Annotated in this window: 13 protein-coding genes; 11 read left to right on the top strand and 2 right to left on the bottom strand. The window is 55.2% G+C overall.

Going from position 1 to position 19,048, the window contains the following annotated elements; genetic code table 11:
• Window positions 1-599: 599 nt before the first annotated feature.
• The gene (locus AC5RU7_RS04325) at window positions 600-2,597 is read right to left on the bottom strand and encodes a right-handed parallel beta-helix repeat-containing protein (RefSeq protein WP_494051210.1); all 1,998 of its coding nucleotides are present in this window, start codon (window positions 2,595-2,597) and stop codon (window positions 600-602) included.
• Window positions 2,598-3,328: 731 nt separating this feature from the next.
• Here AC5RU7_RS04325 and AC5RU7_RS04330 point away from each other — a divergent pair.
• From AC5RU7_RS04330 to AC5RU7_RS04360, 7 genes are all read left to right on the top strand, one after another.
• Window positions 3,329-4,813, top strand: coding sequence for a tyrosine-protein kinase domain-containing protein (locus tag AC5RU7_RS04330; protein ID WP_494051211.1), 1,485 nt, complete (start codon window positions 3,329-3,331; stop codon window positions 4,811-4,813).
• A gap of 352 nt (window positions 4,814-5,165) precedes the next feature.
• Window positions 5,166-6,053 (top strand): glycosyltransferase family 4 protein, encoded by an 888-nt coding sequence (locus AC5RU7_RS04335; RefSeq protein WP_494051361.1) that lies wholly within the window; start codon window positions 5,166-5,168, stop codon window positions 6,051-6,053.
• A gap of 8 nt (window positions 6,054-6,061) precedes the next feature.
• Window positions 6,062-7,108: a polysaccharide pyruvyl transferase family protein gene (locus AC5RU7_RS04340; RefSeq protein ID WP_494051362.1), complete on the top strand. Its 1,047-nt coding sequence runs from the start codon at window positions 6,062-6,064 to the stop codon at window positions 7,106-7,108.
• Window positions 7,108-8,004: a glycosyltransferase family 2 protein gene (locus AC5RU7_RS04345; RefSeq protein ID WP_494051212.1), complete on the top strand. Its 897-nt coding sequence runs from the start codon at window positions 7,108-7,110 to the stop codon at window positions 8,002-8,004. The genes AC5RU7_RS04340 and AC5RU7_RS04345 overlap by 1 nt, the downstream gene beginning before the upstream one ends.
• Before the next feature lie 746 nt (window positions 8,005-8,750).
• A complete protein-coding gene (locus AC5RU7_RS04350) occupies window positions 8,751-9,131 on the top strand; it encodes a hypothetical protein (protein WP_494051213.1) in 381 nt (126 codons plus the stop codon).
• A 55-nt stretch (window positions 9,132-9,186) separates the two neighbouring features.
• Window positions 9,187-10,659, top strand: coding sequence for a lipopolysaccharide biosynthesis protein (locus AC5RU7_RS04355; RefSeq protein ID WP_494051214.1), 1,473 nt, complete (start codon window positions 9,187-9,189; stop codon window positions 10,657-10,659).
• Window positions 10,660-12,003 carry an O-antigen ligase family protein gene (locus AC5RU7_RS04360; protein ID WP_494051215.1) on the top strand — a complete coding sequence of 448 codons (1,344 nt, stop codon included), beginning with the start codon at window positions 10,660-10,662 and terminating at the stop codon, window positions 12,001-12,003.
• Window positions 12,004-12,117: 114 nt separating this feature from the next.
• On the opposite strand, the gene AC5RU7_RS04365 is transcribed toward AC5RU7_RS04360, so the two are convergent.
• Window positions 12,118-13,200 (bottom strand): glycosyltransferase, encoded by a 1,083-nt coding sequence (locus tag AC5RU7_RS04365; protein ID WP_494051216.1) that lies wholly within the window; start codon window positions 13,198-13,200, stop codon window positions 12,118-12,120.
• Between the two features lie 294 nt (window positions 13,201-13,494).
• Between AC5RU7_RS04365 and AC5RU7_RS04370 the strand changes: the two genes are divergently transcribed.
• The 4 genes from AC5RU7_RS04370 (at window position 13,495) to AC5RU7_RS04385 (ending at window position 18,971) form a co-directional block, all read left to right on the top strand.
• A complete protein-coding gene (locus tag AC5RU7_RS04370) occupies window positions 13,495-14,961 on the top strand; it encodes a sugar transferase (protein ID WP_494051217.1) in 1,467 nt (488 codons plus the stop codon).
• Window positions 14,962-15,005: 44 nt separating this feature from the next.
• Entirely contained in the window at window positions 15,006-16,319 is a 1,314-nt protein-coding gene (locus AC5RU7_RS04375) for a UDP-glucose dehydrogenase family protein (protein WP_494051218.1), read from the top strand.
• 92 nt (window positions 16,320-16,411) lie between these two features.
• On the top strand, window positions 16,412-18,184 hold the full coding sequence (locus AC5RU7_RS04380) for a DUF4012 domain-containing protein (protein ID WP_494051219.1): 1,773 nt from the start codon (window positions 16,412-16,414) through the stop codon (window positions 18,182-18,184).
• 181 nt (window positions 18,185-18,365) lie between these two features.
• Window positions 18,366-18,971, top strand: a complete 606-nt coding sequence (locus tag AC5RU7_RS04385) for an LPXTG cell wall anchor domain-containing protein (protein ID WP_494051220.1) — start codon at window positions 18,366-18,368, stop codon at window positions 18,969-18,971.
• The last annotated feature ends 77 nt before the right edge of the window (window positions 18,972-19,048 follow it).

Below are 19,048 nucleotides of genomic sequence, written 5' to 3' on the forward strand. Positions count from 1 at the left end.
CAACGTATGGCATGGCTAGCGGCGGTTACCTCGAGGCGCGGGGACGGGAACGCTGATCCGTACGGTTCGGCGTTTGAGCCGAAGCACTTGATACAGAACAACGAGGGGAACCAGCAGGGTGCCCAGCAGTGCGCACAGCGCAAAGGCGTACTCGGAAAAAGCCACAATAGCCTCCATTGGTCATGTGATCCCCATCGCCAAGACCTAACCACGTGAATTGCCCAATGACAAATCGCGTTCAGGAAGTACTCACAGGGTTAGCCGCGCCGCGATGCCTCAGCGACTAACTGCCACTGCCACAACACAAACGGTAGTGGCAGCCAACAATGCCAACAAACATAGGAAAGTAAGCGGATCTGGCGCTGTCGCAGTCGGCTGCGGGAATGCCTGTTCGTGCATGTTCCCCCGAGCCTACCCTTGATGCGATGCTAGTATTCGCATGCTCAAGCAATGCTCAAGTCAAGCGTAAAATGACGCTCGCCTTCCTACGGTTGACAATCGCGGCAAAGTACTGATGCCTAAAAGCCCTGGCTCGATACCTTTTTGCGAGTGACCTTCACCACCGTATGACATCGACAACATTGTCTACCAAGACATCATCATCTTGCCAGGCCCAACGAGATAAGTGCAGTTCGGAGCGAGTTGGCTAAAGCCATAACTGACTCCATATCCGATGCAGCAACCGCCAAGACAGGCACCATTACCGGCGGCGCCCCGTTGAAGGCGAGCTTTCCGTCTCTTGAGAATTGCATCACTGTTGCTTTTACAACTCCATTGTCATCATGAGCACGGAGTTGAAAGTGGCTCCCCTTGTCGGAGCCAGGCTCCCCGGAGTTGTCAGCGGTCAGCGACCACCGCTGTGAGCCCGCAGTAGATATTCTGTACTCTCTGTAGACGCTTGAAGGCCCGTTCACCTGAACGTAGTAACCATCGCCGGGCGAGGCGCTATTTGACCCCGAGGACAAGCCGCCTGTGAACGTCTGAACACTACCTGAACTCGTGCGCGCCGTTTCGGTCATCGGTTGGGCGTTACCGACGGCCCAGTTTCCCACTTGGGAGTAGAAGGTGCTGTTGCTCGCATTATTTGCCCCGTAAATCATGCGCGTGGGTGACCTCAGGTCGATGAACTGGTTATTTGCGGAGCGGACATTATTCGTAGTGGCCTGCGGGTATCCGGAACCTATTAGCACATTTGTTCCAAAATTGTGGGTCGTGGATGTGCTGCCAACAGGCGTCACGCCATCAGAAAGAAATTCGGATCCTGGGTTGATTACGGTATTACCTTGAATCAAACAGGCCCGCACCCCAGCCCTTACCAACACACCCCCACGAGCAGGATTAACTATGGTATTACCGCTGACATTGATGTTTTCGGCCCACGTCAGCACTGACAAAGTCGCGGGATCAGTAAGCCCTGCTATATATATGCCGCATCCGTATTCATCAGAAGGCTCGTCGCTTGGCCCGCGATAGATGTCCACGAACGTATTACCTGAGACAGCGGCATTGCGTCCGCCTTTTTGGAGAGTAATCCCATTATGACCGATACGCTTACCTACATTGCCGGTGATTGTTACATTGCATGGACCAGCGGCAGACTCGTAGCCGGCGACCCAGATTGCGTTGTAGCAACAATCTTCGATCTCATTACCGGTGACAACTACGGATTGCCCCCCACGCGACAGGCTGAAGCCGTTGTCGCGGGATCTTCGCGAAATGTTATTCGTACAAATCCCGTTCTCATAATAGATCCAACCAGGATCGAAAGAATTCTCGATCACGCAATCAGCCATTTTGGAGTAGCCGCGTACACCAGAGAAATAAATCGGAAGCCCTTCAACGAGCCCAACAAACTTACAGCGTTCTACAGCGATATCCTCTGCTCTGTAGGTAACGCCCGAAGTGGGGTGAAGGTCACCTGTAATTTTTATAGCAGTTCGGAAGCAAGGGCCGGTCGTACTCCGAGCCCTACGCGGGCCAGCAGCATCATCAACCCCAGGGCCCACGAACTTAAAATTTTTGAATGTCAACCCGGAACAAGCGGAACTGTTATAAAACAGGACATACAGATTAGCGGTACCGGTAATGATAGTGGAGTTTAGTCCAAGTCCTTCAATGGAGCATCCATGAAGACCTCCAAGGTCTACTCCCACTGCACCAAAGGAATAGGAATTGGACTCTGCAATGATGCGCTTTGCGCCGGTAGTTTTTGCTCGATCTACCGCTCGCTGCCATGCCGCGGCAATGGTGCGATCTTCAGGCAACACAAAGTCGTCAACTGCTACGTATGGTTTCTCGGACTTTATCCTCTCATTAATACGGGCTGACAGATCTGGAATCTGGTTCTCGGGAATCTTGGAGTCTAACCCCAGTGTTGCTACGCCGGAAGCAGCACCTTTCTCCGCCACGGGAACATATGCATTAGGCTGGTTCTTGTCGCTCGGCGCGGCATGTGCAGTCGTGGCCGTAACGGTGGAGACGGCCGTTATTGTACTTACTGCTGTTGCCAGTGTCCCAAACTGCAACAAGCCACGGCGTTTCATCATGGAATGGTCGCCCTCTTCTACCCTGTTCTCTTTGCTTTTGTCTTCATTCACAGATGTAACACCGCCGTCAAAAGTTTGAGTTGCAATGCAGCAACTCTCGGAGTACTTAGTCAACCTGCTCGCAGCAGCCTGCTTAATTCGAAAGCAATCTATTTGAGGCTTTCGTGCTGAACCACAGTGACGATTACGCGAATTGCCAACAGACGCTACTTGGCATTGAACCTTAAGTACTTACTTGAAACGGTCAACTACGCGCTGGGGATACGGGCCAGACAGCATTGAATACCAGCGCGTAAGTCCTGCCAACCCAAACACCTCGTCGTAAGTAATAGGACTACGAGGGCAAGACGCAACCTACGGCCGCTCCAGGGGCAAGAACTGGCCACAGAACGCGTTGAGCCCACTCGCTGAGAGAAACCAAGCAGGCGGTCGTCAACATGGTGCTGGGGCGGTGTTGAATGGGACACCATCAAGGGACCTCGTTGCCCACTGCACAAAGAAGATACGCAGGGACTACGGGATGTACGGGAGCCTGCGACAAAGGGGTGGGCGAAGTCCCGGTTTCCTCCACCCAGAAAAGCACAGCTGTCCACTCGCTTTTGATAGCCATGGACGGTGGGGGCTAATGGTGGGTCGGGAAGTGGACCACGCGCAGTCGTAACTTCCTGTTTTGGGGATAAGAGCCTTCGGCCCAGACGGTATGATGTGGAGGACCGTAAGAATATTGCCGTTCTGGTGCATGCCGTCGGCAGACTCCAGGCATCTATACAGGGGGAACCGGCTTGGATCTTCACGACTATCTCCGGGTTCTCCGGCGTCATTGGATCATGGTAGTCGCCGCCACACTCGCGGGTTTGCTAGTCGGTGGCGCTGCATCAATTTTGGTGCAGCCTACTTACAAGGCCGAGACCCAGCTGTTCGTCGCTATACAGAATTCTGGCTCTGTCCAAGAGATGCAACAGGGTAATACGTTCAGTCAAGCCCGGGTGCAATCTTATGTAAAGACCATCAAGACTCCTGTCGTGCTTCAGCCCGCCATTGATGCATTAGGTCTCGACATCAGTTCGGCCGAGCTAGCAAAAAAAGTTGAGGCAAGCACCGAGTTAAACACCGTTCTAATCACCATTTCTGTTACCGACACTTCCCCAGTCCAAGCAGCGGCAATCGCCGAAGCTATCGCAAACAGCCTCGTGAAAGCGGTAGAAACACTCGAAAAGCCAAAGACCGGCGGTATGTCCCCTGTTGGTTTATCAATTATTGCTCCCGCGATTGCGCCGACGGCTCCCTCCGCACCGAATACTCGGCTAAACCTGCTGCTCGGACTCATGGGAGGAGTGGTAGTAGGACTAGGGATCGCGCTGCTGAGGACTAAGCTCGACGATAGGGTTCGCGGCGAAGTTGACCTGCGCGAAATTACTGATGCTCCCCTTCTGGGCGGAATCACATTTGACCAAGATGCTTCTAAGAAGCCGCTTTTGACGCAGGCCCGACACCAAAGTCCGAGGGCAGAGTCCTTTCGCCAAATCCGTACGAATCTGCAATTTGCCTTTGTGTCGGGAAAGGCGAAGTCTGTCCTGGTGTCATCTTCTCTGCCGGGAGAGGGTAAGAGTACTACGGCTACCAACCTTGCCATCGCGCTGGCCCAAGCTGGTCAATCCGTTTGCTTGATCGACGCGGACCTTCGTCGACCTATGATCAATGAATACCTCGGCCTCGATAGAAATGCTGGCCTCACGACAGCTCTATTGGGAGACATGCACGTTAACGATCTCCTTCAACCCTGGGGAGACGGAAACCTTTGTGTGCTGACTTCGGGCCAGATTCCTCCCAACCCTAGTGAACTGTTGGGATCCCATGAGATGAGCGAATTGCTCCGTGCGCTTGAGGAAGCATTCGATACTGTCATAATCGATGCTCCTCCACTCCTTCCTGTCACCGACGCTGCAGTGCTTTCTCAACACGTCGGCGGCGTGGTCATCGTAGTAGGCACGCAGAAAGTCCAGCGTCGCGACTTGGAGAAATCTTTGGATGCGCTAGAGATGGTGGATGCGAATATCTTGGGCGTAATTCTGAACCGACTTCCGGTAAAGGGTCCGGATGCATACGCCTACAGCTACTATTCGCATGCCGATAGTCCAGAAAGCCCTGGGAGTCGGACCAGCCGACGCGGGGCGCGCTCTGATTTCGATGAGCCTTCCAATGGCGTCGACCATTCTCCGTCCGTTCGGCCGGCGCGAGTACTTCCTCACGTCCCAGCCGATCGCTAAGAGTCTTATCACCTTTTGCACTTCTTTTGACGTGTAGGGCTTCTGTCGCGCTCCGGAATTTCACGAACAAAAGCGCGAATTCCATAGCGACCTAATTATCACAGCCGATGTCGATTGCTTTACCTTTCACACTTGCTAATTTTCCCTCCGCCAAAGTCGATGCATGTACTGACCCTAGGCGTAGGTGCTACCCTTAAACCATAGGAGTTAGATGCAAATCCTATTCCCCGGCAGAATTCTCAACCGACATGTCGGCGGTAACACAACATATGCTCGTGAAATCCATCGTGGCCTTGAGAGCCGTGGTATCAAAACGGGAATAATTCCGAGCGGCCCTCACCCTATCGCGACAATGGCCCTAGAAAGCCTCTGGGGACTTATTCCAAAAAAGTCGTCTATACTTCACTACTCAGCCGACACTGGTCCCCTGCTTCCTGCAAGAGTTCCGTCAGTAGTGACTGTCCATGGTGTCGCCAGTCGCTGGACTCGCGTTGCGAGGACGCCTCGGCAGGAGAAACAATGGCGATTCCGTGTACAGAAGGCCATCGAGTGTACAGACACAGTAATCACCGTGTCCGATTCCTCAGCCGACGATATCGCTGAGGTATTTTCGATTCCGCGCGAGTCGATCAAGGTTATCCATCACGGGATCGATAGTGAAGCATTCAATAGCCCAGCCGTGCTGTCAGATCCGACTGCGAAAAAGGTACCTGCGAATTTTGCTCTCTATTTAGGCAACATCGAGCCTCGAAAGAACATCATTGAGCTCGTTCAGGCCTTTCAGTCGCCTGAGTTGCGGTCCTTAGGGATCCCGCTTGTTATTGCTGGGAGGCCAGCATGGAACTTCGATGAAGCCATGCGGGCAATCGATGGTGCCGACAATGTCATATACGTCGGCTTTGTCAGCGATGCGGACCGCATCGCTCTAATGCAGAAATGTTCAATATTTGTATTTCCCAGTCTCTACGAGGGCTTTGGTTTTCCGGTTCTGGAAGCGATGGCTGCCGGCGCCCCTGTTGCAACGTCTCGGAGAGGCTCGTTGGCCGAAGTTGCAGGACCAGCGTGGACGTTGGGGTCTCTAGATTCCGCCGGAATCGCAGATGGCGTTGTTAGGGCGTTGTCGTCCGAGGAATGGTTGAAGTCGGCACACGCTAAGGGTCGGGTCTGGGCTGGAGAGTTTACTTGGGCGAAGAGCGTAGACAGTCACATAGAAACATACGAGAGATTGGCTGACCGGTGAAGGTTTTAGTGCTGCATGCATACAGTGCGACGAACGCTGGCGACGGTCTACTCGTCGAGGAGACAATAGAACTCCTCCGCGAAGCATTGCCGAATCCCGCTATCACTGTGGCGGCTTTACATCCTGACACATTCACACTGCCAGGTGTAACAGTGCTTGATGCGTCGCCGAGTTTGCGCGGATTTTCGAACGGGTTCAAGGAGGCACTACGAGTACTCGGCGACTACGACCTCATCGTCGGAGTCGGAGGCGGTTATCTACGTGCAGGCCACCCCGTCGAAGGGATCAAGATGGCTGCAACGCATGGATACCAACTTCTTCGTGCGAGCTCTACGAGGGTGCCAACGGTCTATCTCCCACAAAGTATCGGTCCACTTCGCTTGGGAACTCTGCCCTTGGCAAAGGTTCTTCTGAAAAAGATCAACAAAGTCTACTTGCGAGATGATCGAAGCGTGGCGGAACTTGGGCTTTCTAATGCCCAAAGATTTCACGACCTTGCCATCATGAGTGCCAAGCAAAGTCCCCGCGAAAGCTTGGATGTGGCTCCCGTCCCCGTCCTAAGTGTCCGGGCAGTAAGGGGTAATGTCAGCGACCCTGTGCGGCGTTTGGCAACTCGCTTACGCCCGTTTGATGGCTATATACAAAGCCGTGGCGCCGGAAATGATGACACGGCTGCAATGGCATCACTCGGACCAGTAGAAACACTGACACGCGATGAATTTTTGACAGGGGACGGGCCCCGACGAGTGGTTGTAGCAGTGCGCCTACATGCCGCATTAATGGCCCTCAACGCTGGACATTGGGTCATTCACCTAGCCTATGAACGAAAAGGCTTCGGTGCCTTCGACGACCTTGGCCTCCCTGATTTTGTGTTCAACGTGAATTCCTTCGACGTAGCACACGTCCATTCGTTGGTCACCGCCTTGCTTACTGACCCTGACTTTCGGCGGGATTATGACAGAAGGCTTGAAGCCTCACGAGGTAGCGCACGGACTGCTAGGTCGCAGCTCCTCGAGGAGATTCGCCACCAGGCCGGGGTTAAGGAGATAGCCTAGTGAACGCACAAACCCAGGCGAATTCCGCAATCGAAGCGCCGACCTTGGCCGTAGTGATTCCAGCTTTCCGAGCCGAGAGGACAATTAGGAGAGCGATAGAATCGGCCTTTGCCAGCGGGGCTAGCGAGGTCATCGTCGTAGACGACGGCTCGGAGGATGGAACAGCAGAGGCCGCAGAGAGCGCGGGTGCCGTCTGTATTCGCCAAGAAAACAGCGGGGCTGCCCGCGCCAGGGTGGCTGGTGCAGCCGTAGCGTCTTCTGACTACATTGTGTTTCTCGACGCTGACGACGAATTAGTAGCATCCGGAGTCAAGCGATCCATTCAAATAATGGAAGCCAACCCGAGGTTAGCCGTCGCTGCCGGTACCGTGATCGGTTTGACGACGACAGGCGAGGAACGTCCTTTCCCTGTTAGGTTCACGCCAGTAAATACAGAGCAATTACTGGTTGTCGGTCATGGCCCATGGCCTCCCTGCGCCGCAGTGGTGCGCAGGACAGCATATGAGCAATCTCAAACGGTCGAACCGGAAGCGCTGAAGCCACGCTTTGCAGAAGACTACGAGATGCTAATCCGGCTTTCAATGGTGGGTCCCATCGACGTACGGAGCGAGGCCACGTGCCGCTACAGTCTCGCAGGTGGCAAATCCGTTGTTTCCGCTATTGATGCAATCGATGCCAAAGAAAGAATACGCCTGCACTACGCCGCTCACCTGGGGCTGAACATATCCACGATGTCGGTAAGGGAGCAGGAAATGGCGGCTTTAGTGCGAGTAGCGCGCGCCCATTGGTCTTCTGGAAGGCGGCCATCCGCCGTTCAAATGATTCTTAAATGGGTTGCCAAGGATCCGTTGGTGGCACTTCGAAAACTGAGGGAACAGCCATGGAAACGAAATTGAAAAGGAACGGTGCTTTGGAACCGGTCAATAGCGAGCAAGCACGGAAACTAACCGTCGGAAGGGCCTTACCTACCACGGTTCATGTATGGGCAACTGGGCAGGACGACAACATCGGAGACTCGCTCCTGCGCCGAGGCTATCTCGACGCACTTCGGGGAATCGGAGCGCTTAACGTCTGGACAGGTCAAGCATCGGGTGGATTCCTCACCGGATTGGGCCTACAGCCAAACGATTCACAGGAAAAGTCGTTCGCCGCGTGGTATTGGAACGCATTCAAAAGTGCAGCCTTAACTCGCACCTTCATTGCAATGAACGCTGGGGAGGTTCCCGTGTCGCGTAAAGGTGCAGTTAGGCTTGCCGCCCTGGCCGTTTTGACAGCATGGTGCAGGTTGCGCGGGGGCGGAGGTATATGGGTGGGGGCTGGCGTTCCTAACACCCATGCAACCCTTGCAATACCGTATAAGGCCGTTGCCACTACTAGCATTTTTGTCCGGTGGCGCGACCGCCCTTCCGGTTCCAACGTAGTTGACAAAGGCACAGCACCTGACTGGGCTTTCATGCTCGGGACCGAGGTATCGGCGTGGCGCCCTGCTACTGACCGTCGTAAACTCGCCGTAATACTGCGCGGCGACCGCCCCCGACCTTCAGATACCTGGATAGCTTGGGTTCGTACGCTAGCAGAGGTCCATGGCTTGCAACCGACAGTCGTTATCCAGGTACGTCGCGATAACGAATTGGGCGCCGAGTTGGCTAAGGCGCTGTCAGGCGACTTGCTGGCATGGAGACACGAGGATCACGCGGCCCAGGAAGCGGCCGTCCGTCAACTCTACCGGGAATCCGCAGTCGCCATCGGGGACCGGCTTCACGGGCTCATCGTTGCAGCAACGGAAGGAGCCATACCCCTCGGCTGGGTTGCTTCTTCCAAGGGAAAGATCAGCCGGCACTTCAAGGTAGTTGGACTTGACTGGGTGGGGCAGCACGAAGGCAGCAACGATTCTGCTCTCCCGGTCATAGACCACGCTCAGCTGAGTCGGTACAGCGACGAGTTGGCGACAGCAGTCACCGCCGCCCGTTCGAACCTAGAGGCAACCGTTGCTGGACTCTACCAACGGGTCCGTCACCTCTAACGTCCCGGACCTACCACGGAAACACCGAAACGGGCTCACTGGACAGGATTGCAACATGAGCACAGACGAAATCACCCCTGAAGGCCAGAGGCTCGGCCAACAGGCGGTACGAGGCGCTTCGGCCACGATCGTAGGGCAGGTGGTCAGGCTCGTCGTCATGCTGGCTTCGACGGTGGTACTTGCTCGTATCTTGTCGCCGGAGGACTTCGGTCTAGTCGCCATAGTCATGAGTATTGTCGCACTCGGCGAACTCGTTCGAGACTTCGGCTTATCCCTAGCCTCTGCTCGTGCTCTCAAGCTAACCCAGGGACAGATGTCGAACCTCTTCTGGATAAACACGCTTTTTGGTCTACTCCTTGCGCTAGGAGGCTTGCTAATCGCAGCCCCCGTGGCAATAGTCTTCTCCCAACCAAAACTCAGTGAAATCGTGGTTGCACTGTCCCTGACATTCGTTCTATCGGGCATTTCGACGCAATTTCGGGCGCGCATCAATCAACAGCTGATGTTCAAGCGGTTGGCTCTTGTTGATACCGCGCCAGTAATTGCAGGCCTATTAGGCGCACTTGCATACGCGGCTCTCGTTGAAGCCAACTATTGGGTTCTCGTTGCTCAACAAATTTCTACCGGTTTCACTGCACTCGTCATGGCAATTGCATTATCACGGTGGTGGCCAGGATGGCCGTCACGGCGTGCGTCAGTGCGTGAGGTGTTCGGCTTCGGCCTTGGAGTTTTCGGCTCCCAGGGAGTCGCCTACATAACCAAGAACATCGACAATTTGTCACTGGGTTATGTATGGGGCCCCGGCGTCCTAGGCATTTACGGACGCGCCTACCAGCTCTTGATGTTGCCGTTGAGTCAGTTGGCCGCGCCATTGACCCGAGTTGCGGTCCCGATTTTGACGAAAGTTGCAGACGACCGAGAAAGATTTCATCGCTTCCTGCTGAAAGGCCAATTGATTGGGAGTGTGGGACTAGGAAGCATTTACGCGGTGGCTTGCGGGCTCGCTCATCCACTAGTAAGCGTTGTATTCGGCGGATCGTGGATTGCCATGGTTCCCGTTTTTCAGGCCTTAGCTATAGGTGGAATATTCAGAGGACTGAACCAGATAACCTTTTGGATATTCTTGGCTAAAAATAGAACGGGCGCTCAGTTCCGCTTTTACCTGGTCTCCCAGCCCCTTATTGTCGCTGCAATTCTTGCCGGGCTTCCGTGGGGAGCTGTGGGTGTAGCCGTCGGCCATTCGATCGGCTATTTAGTGAACTGGATTCTTTCGATGTGGTGGTGCGGGCGGATCACCAGCACTGACATGATGCCCATCACCCTAAACGGCCTGAAAGCTGTTGCTCTCCTCGTCATTCCAATGATTGGAATCGGCCTTCTGGCTTCCACCTACATTGATTCTGATTGGATATCACTCGCGACCGGCCTGGTCGGGATAGCCGTGTATACGCTTCTCATCTATTTCGTTTCACCTTTCTTCCGCCACGTTGTGCAAACCGTTGCTGCAGTCGCGAGGGAGATTAGATAGATGAATTTACTTGCCAGCTCTCCTCGCCGCCACAGCGTTCGGTACAAGGATAGATCCAGTGCGAACCTGGTAACTAACAGGATGCAGCCTACTAGTGCAACCGCCCTTGTGGAAAGCTCCTCAAAAACAACGTTCGGTTCACTGATCTGGATAGCCGTTGCTGGGCTTATCCCTATTTATCGATTCGTAGCGGAGTCCGGTTTGGTCTGGCTTCCGGAGGCTATCCTCATCGTCTTGGTGAGCTCTCTCGTTCTCGGAAAAGTTCGACGTTTACCCGGCGCGACTATCTGGATATTGTCCGCCGTCCTAATAGTTATTGCAGGCTTCGTGTCAGGCGCCAACAGCAACACCGTCGCAAGTGTTCGAACCGCTTTAGCCCTCGCCATACTGTTGGCTACCGCCCCATTTGTGTTGCGGTACTACACGCTTCAGACACGAGTCTTCCTGCCACGAGCTGCGGCCGCATTTATCTTTATCCAAACGGTTTCATCGGTAGCCGCACTGGCCCAAGCGGCCGGCATGACCATTCTGGGTGCAGCGGCAAACAGCGGACGGGCTAATGGATTGGCCGGCCACCCCAACGTACTGGGCCTCATGTGCGTGATATCCATCGTTTTGGCCATTACGGCATACGCGTCCGCCACATCATGGGTGAAGGCACTATTGTTATTGGTTGGAGTGATAAACCTAGGTGCTCTCATTGCCACCGGCAGCCTGAGCTCTCTACTCTCACTCGCCGCCGTACTCATCGTTATCGTTGCAGTTCGTCGAGCCGGGCTGCGGACGCTCTACTGGACGTCAGCAGGCTTTCTCGCGGTGGGGGTCTTGGCCTTCACAGCCGGCTTCGATCCGTCGCTGCTCGTGGCACCCATTGATCACCGGATCAACGTAGTAACGGGTGAAAGCGACGGGGTGGCATCCCTTGGAATCAGGCAGCAAACGTACGCATTCGCTTGGGACTACATTAGAACGGACCCTTTGATCGGCGTCGGCATGGACTCCACAAACCAAGGCACATTCAACGGCGTAACCGTCGTACATAATTACGTCCTCCACGCTTGGTACCAAGGCGGTCTAGCGTTCGTTCTTGCCACCGCTGTAATCACATTACTTCTCTTAACGCGAATTCAGAGGGCAGTAGTAACTGGAGAGAAAGCAACGGAAGCCGCCATTATTGCCGCGGTAATCGTCTATGCCCTGGGCTCGGCCTTTTACGACCAGCAGCAATATTGGCTCCCGATCCTCTTTGCGGTCGCGGCGTCCTATCCACGATTAGGAGAAATGGCGAAGTCCTCCACCAAAGACAGACGTCCCCGTCCTAGGAACATCAAATTGAGCCGCTGATAATGTCTGCTTCATAAACCCGGGCGCCGTGTTAAATCTGGCGCTACTGTTCCGCTGGGCCCCAGTACAAACAGGCCCTAATCAAGAACTACCTGTGAAGGCACTGCGGGCGCATTATTTCCGTGCAAGTCGTGTCGTGGCGGCAGAATGTTCAACGCCGTACAGGCTCCGCAGAGCGTCCGCCTGCGCATCGTCGTTACAGTCTGCAAGTGCCTTGGCAGCCTGCTTTATCATGTCTTCACGGAACGAAGTTGATGTCAAACTCGCCCATTTTTCGACGAGGTCAGCTGGCGATTTGATTAGCAATGGCATATCGAGGCCGTTGAATGCGGGAATATCCCTGGCGACTATGGGAACTCCCATTTGAGATGCTTCAAGGACGGCAATGGGAAATCCTTCCCAAAGGGCAGAGTGTATATAGACATCCGCGGCCACGAGTTGGTTCAGGACCTCCTGGCGGGACAACCACCCTGTCACCTGGATGCTGGCTGCCGTCAGCATGCGCTCAATTTCCGGGTTGCCACCGCCGACCCATACAGCGTCGATTTCATAGCCCGCCTTACGAAGATCCACCACGCAGTCACGGAAAAACTTCGGGTCCTTCTGCGGCCCGAACCGTCCCGCACCTACGACTCGCAAAATTTCAGGCTGTAACTGAATTTTCAGAGGGACTCTAATGTCTCCGGACGCGACGTTCGGGATGTGAATGCGCTTCGCCGATGTCAGTGGCCATCTCGAAAGCGTCTCTTCCCTTTTGGAACAGGCGGCAAACACCGAAGTATTGAAGGAAAAGATCCATTCCAAGGCCCAGTAGGCTAGTCGCTGAGACGCGCTGCTATCTCGCCGCTCAAAGCCATAGCAGTGCGGCGTATAAAGAATGGGCCTGCTTTCACTCTTCAACACTGCGGCCCGAACGTAAGCGCCCGCAAAACTCGAATGAGCATGCACGATTGCATCCGGGCGCTCATTAAGGTAGCGGCGTATATCGCCCACACGGCGAATATGGCCAGATCCCAGACGTGTAACAGATGCAAACTGATCCATATCGGATGACTGAATTGGTGCATCGCCCCGTGGAGCGTAAACGAGATGATGCTCCGCCAAGGGGTAGTTCCTGCTGTAGTCGCGAATAGCAGCAGCCACTCCACCGCCGAAGCTCTCGGTCACGTGAATAATGGGTCGCGTTGCCGCGCTCACTTCTGACTCTTAAGTTGTACCCAGCCCATACTCCCAATATAGAGCAGACACCAGCGTGGGTCGGATCGAAGTGTGATGATGACTACATTGGACGAGAAACTTAACAGTGAGGTGATCACGCCTTACGGGCTCGGCTGCTTCGTCAGACACATTTGCACCCCCGGCAAAGATCGGCGAATATTATGAGCAGGCCTTGCCACCAGGATTGCCGACAACCATCGTCCGAAGCAATCCTCAGGACAACTTGAACTAACGTGGCGAAGGAGCCCAGAAACGGGTTCCAATAACTCGTGGATGTGGCCCGGCCGGAACATTGGGGGCACTTTGAGTCGAGAAACGGATTGGCGAGTTAGGGTATCCCGGCTCCTAGGCGTCGTGGACGCTGTCGTCATTATCTGGGCAGTCCTCGGAGCCTACGTACTCCGGTTTGGCATAGACACAGGTCTAAATGCTACGGGGCAAGAAGCCACCTACGCCTGGCTTTCAGTTATCCTAATCGTCGCTTGGTGGCTGATGCTTGGCGCTTGGAGCAGTCGTCAATACCGTGTGCTCGGCAGTGGCGCTGACGAATACAAACGCGTTGCGGCGGCATCACTTTGGCTCTTTGGTGCGATTGCAATATTCTCTTACGTGTTTCGGTTTGACACAGCACGTGGCTACGTGGGCGTCGCGCTTCCTGTGGGGATCGGAGGACTTCTCCTGGCGCGATGGCTGGTCCGCCAGCATCTTAGTGTCAATCGCCAGCGCGGAAGGAACATGCACCGTCTCCTCCTCCTTGGAGGGCCCGGCGCGGTCGCCCATCTCGCGGAATCGCTAGCCAGTTCAACGCATGCCGGTTATCTCCCAATAGCTGCATACTCGCCCGGAGCTTCCACTCTCCAAGATGAGAAGTGGATTGCAGATCTCCCTCTTCTGGGGACAAGCCCCGAGCCAAAACTGATTCTTGAAGCTCTGGAGTCTTGCGGCGCTGACGCAGTCGCAGTGTCTGCCGGTGTACAACTCCACCCGCAAACATTGCGACACTTGGGCTGGGAACTAGCTTCCCGCAATATTGGGCTGATTATGGCGCCTGCATTGACCGATATCGCTGGCCCCCGGATTCATACGCAACAGGTGGCAGGGCTGCCTCTCATCCACGTCACAACCCCAACGTTGGAGGGCGGGCAGCGCGTAGCCAAACGTCTTTTTGATGTGGTCGTATCTGGACTCCTCATCGCGCTTACCTCTCCAATCATGGCAATAGTCGCGCTGCTGGTTCGCTTGGACAGTAGAGGCCCGATCTTGTTCAAACAAGAAAGAGTGGGCATTGAAGGCACCCGCTTTCGAATGCTTAAGTTCCGGTCGATGGTCGTCGATGCGGAGAAGCAACTTAAGCAGATCACTCACCTGAACGAGGGCAACGGCGTTTTGTTCAAAGTAAAAAATGATCCACGCATCACTCGCGTCGGGCGCTTCCTTCGGAGGTATAGTCTCGATGAACTCCCACAGCTGTTCAACATTTTTGATGGGACGATGAGCCTAGTCGGACCACGCCCGCCTCTGCCGGCGGAAGTTGAGTCCTATGAACATGATGTACGTAGGCGGTTATTAGTCAGACCCGGCCTTACAGGCCTATGGCAGGTCAGCGGTCGGTCAAACCTGTCGTGGCAGGACTCCGTCAGGCTGGATCTCTACTACGTAGAAAACTGGTCTCTTACGGGTGACCTACTGATTCTACTGAGGACTGTTAGGGCCGTATTTCGAAGCACTGGCGCTTACTAACCTGCAACCTTTGCACTACGCCCTCCGGGGGAAGGAAAACTATCATGCGCATTTCTGTAATCGGTTGCGGCTATCTGGGTGCCGTGCATGCTGCCTGCATGGCCAAATTGGGCCATGAAGTTGTTGGCATAGACGTTGACGAGCGCAAAATTGAATCGCTTTCGCGGGCGAATGCTCCTTTTTATGAACCTGGCCTGGGAGAACTGTTGCAGGAGGTACAAGAAACTGGGCGTTTGGCCTTCACCACTGATATCAGTGCTGCCAAGGGAAGCAGTGTTCACTTCGTATGCGTAGGGACACCGCAAAAGAAGGGCGAAAACGCCGCCGATCTGACCTATGTAGATGCAGCCTTCCAAGGGCTTTTACGGCATCTGTCCCCGGGAGACGTTGTCGTAGGCAAATCCACAGTTCCGGTCGGCACTGCGAGCCGGCTATCGGCACTTGTCGCCGAGCATGAACCAAGTGCCCACGTGGTATGGAATCCAGAATTCCTTAGAGAGGGCCATGCAGTTTCCGACACACTCGAGCCCGATCGCTTTGTGTACGGCGTGATTAGCGGATCTGAAGAGCATCCCGCAGTTGCCTTGCTTGATGAAGTGTATGCCGCTCCACTTTCTACCGGAACTCCACGCATCGTCACGGATCAAGCGACCGCAGAACTGGTGAAGACTGCGGCCAACTCCTTCCTGGCCACCAAGATATCCTTTATCAATGCGATGGCTGAGCTTTGCGAAGCGGCTGGAGCCGACGTTACGCAGCTGGCAGATGCAATAGGTTTGGACGATCGCATCGGCCGGAAATTCCTCAACGCCGGAATTGGTTTCGGCGGTGGCTGCTTACCCAAGGATATTAGGGCGTTCATGGCCAGAGCAGGTGAACTGGGTGCCGATCAAGCTCTCACCTTCCTCCGGGAGGTAGATGCCATAAACATGAGGCGTCGAACACGTGTCGTTGAACTAACCCGGGAGCTATGCGACGGCTCCTTACTGGGAAAACGCATCACAGTGCTGGGTGCGGCCTTCAAGCCTGAAAGTGACGATGTACGCGACTCCCCCGCGCTAAGCATCGCTGCCCAGCTTCAGCTGCAGGGCGCAGTCGTTACTGTCACTGACCCCAAATCTCTAGAAAATGCGGCAAAACGCTTCCCCGAGCTTCACTATGAATTCGTTCTAGATACCGCCATACAGGACGCTGATGCACTGTTGCTGCTAACGGAGTGGCAGCAGTACCGGGAACTTGATCCTTATAAGCTTTCTACGGCCGTGGCAACACCACGAATTCTTGATGGACGCAACATTCTTGACTCAGCGAAGTGGCGCGCTGCTGGCTGGACATACCGCGGTCTGGGGCGCCCGTAGCCATGAAACAAGTGAAGCGTAGCGCAGACATTTCGACTTCCACCCGCAGCCGGAGCAAACGTCGCCATCGTAGTACGCGAACACTTGTAAACGTGCTTTCGGCAGTCTTTGCAATTCTGCTTATCGGCATCGGTTTAGCGCTATGGCTTGGTTCGAAGGCGTCGGCGATCAATCGGGAGCTCACCGCGGCAACTGAATTGGTATCTCCTCTCAAGGCAAGCATCGCCAACGATGACCCGGAAGCAGCATCGAAAACCGTTGCGAGCATTCGTGAACACACTTCTGCTGCCAGCCATGCCGCCGGCGACCCCATATGGACGTTGGCGTCAACACTCCCCGTAATCGGACCCAACCTGACGGCGGTTTCTGAAGTCGCGCGCTCCGCTGATGATGTAGCCAATTTAGGCCTTGCTCCGCTGGCCAGAGTTTTTAGTTCACTGAACTGGGATAGCCTCATACCCAACTCTTCTTCAACTGATCTTGAACCCCTGAAAGCGGCATCCCCGAGCATTGTGGGCGCGGCACACGCCGTTAGTGCATCCGCGGATCGACTCGATTCTATTAACCGTGATGTATTGCTTCCTCAAGTTGCTGAGCCTCTCGTACAAGCAAAGGAGCAGTTGCGGGAGGTCACTGGGGCACTCAACACAGCGGCAGTCGCCTCTCAGATCGCCCCGGGGATGCTGGGTTCAGATGAACCGCGGGAGTACCTCCTCATTGTCCAGAACAATGCTGAAACCAGGGCATCCGGTGGTATCCCCGGTGCTCTGGCGATCTTGACGATAGATCAGGGAAAAATGACTTTGGGCACTCAGAGTAGCGCCACAGAAGTGGGTTCCCTGATACCCCCCCTGGCCGTGGACGTCGAACAGCAGCAGATCTACTCGACCCGACTCGGCAAGTTCATGCAGGATGTCAACCTGACTCCTGACTTCCCGACCGCGGCTTCCACAGCACAAGCTATGTGGGAAAAGAAGACCGGACAGCAGGTCAGCGGTGTAATTTCGATCGACCCTGTGGCTATGGGGTACATCCTAGATGCGACAGGTCCCGTCACCGTCAACGAACCTGAACTCCTCGCGACGACCGGCGGGCGTCTTCCCGGTGAGCTCAGCGGCCAAAACATTGTTCACACCTTGCTCTCAAAGGTTTACTCCGAAATCGAACAACCCAAGCGGCAAGATGCTTACTTCGCCGGAGTGGCGAGGGAAACCTTCTCGGCGCTATCTGCGGAGAGGGCTGATCCCAAGAAGCTCCTCGAAGGTATCTCGCGGGGAGCAGACGAAGGACGGGTTCTGATCTGGTCGTCAAGGGCTCAGGAGCAAGCACTCATCGCTCGCTACCCCCTGAGCGGATCAGTATCGGGTCCGAGTATTTCACCTGCACAGTTCGGGGTGTATTTCAACGACGGAACCGGCGCAAAGATGGACTTCTATGTTAAACGAACGGTTCAACTGATAAAGGAATGTCCCAATGAGGGCTACGAGCACGTGACGGTTCGAGTCACCAGCACAAACACTGCCCCTGCCGACGCTGCGAGTTCCCTGCCGGGGTATGTAACCGGAGAAGGCATTTACGGCGTGCCGCCTGGGTCCGTGCAAACGAACGTTGTTGCCTATGGGCCCGTTCAGGCCTTGGTCGAATCTGCAAAACTCGACGGGCAGAGAACCGGGTTTGCACCGCACATCCACTCCAATCGACCTGTGGGTGTTTTGGCCGTCCAGTTGGCGCCGGGTGAAAGCAAGACGGTGGACTTTACATTTGGCAAGATTGTGCAGCACACCGAACCTAACGTCGTTGTCACACCAACGGTTCAGCCCGTAAAGGAAGTAATACTGGACACAAAAAGTGCGGATTGCGGCTAGAGCTTGTGGACGGCGCGTTAACACTATGTAAACCGATTGGATTGAGATTGCTCACAAGGAAGAGCAGATGGTACGGTCTTTTTTGGGATATCTATCCGTAGTTCTGCACAGGGTCTCGTGCGGAGGGGAATACTCCCCAAATCGGGTACATCATAAAACTTAAACGTCTCCGGGGGGACACATGAAGAAAACACTCGCAGCACTCGCACTTGCCGGTTCCATCGCACTCGTAGGTGCGGCACCTTCCATGGCAGCAACCTACCCTGCTCTTCCGCCTCAGGCCGCCGTATCAGACGGCGTCGTAGGCCCGGGTGAAGACTTCATCTTCAGCGGCCAGGGCTTCCTTGCCGGCGAAACCCTCACCATCAATGTGACCCCGGGCGACGCCCCGGCGTCGGACGGCGCGAGCATCGCAGGTGGTGCGGCTGTGGCCGCGAAGATCAACCTTTACTTGGCTCCGAGCACCCTTACCACCACGGCTGACGCACAGGGCAAGTTCTCGCTCCCGATCTCCATTAGCGAACCGGGTAACTACTCCCTCACGGCCACGGGCAACACCTCCGGCGTTACCGTTGGTCCCGTGCGGGTTACGGTGGTCGCTTCCCTGGCCAACACCGGTGGTGCTCCGCTGGCATCCACCGGTGGCGGTTCGGCTACCGGTCTGGCCAACACCGGCGCCGACTCCGGCCTCGTCCTCTGGACCCTGGTTGGTGCCGGCGCACTGGCTGCCGGTGCAACCTCAGTAGTAGTTGTTCGTCGCCGGGCGAAGGCAGAGGCTGCTGCCTAACAGCAACGCCTAGCTAGCACCCGAAGAAGGTGGGTGGTCTCCGTAAAACCGAGACCCTCCACCTTCTTCGTTTAAGG

It is taken from the genome of Arthrobacter sp. K410C (assembly GCF_059090105.1).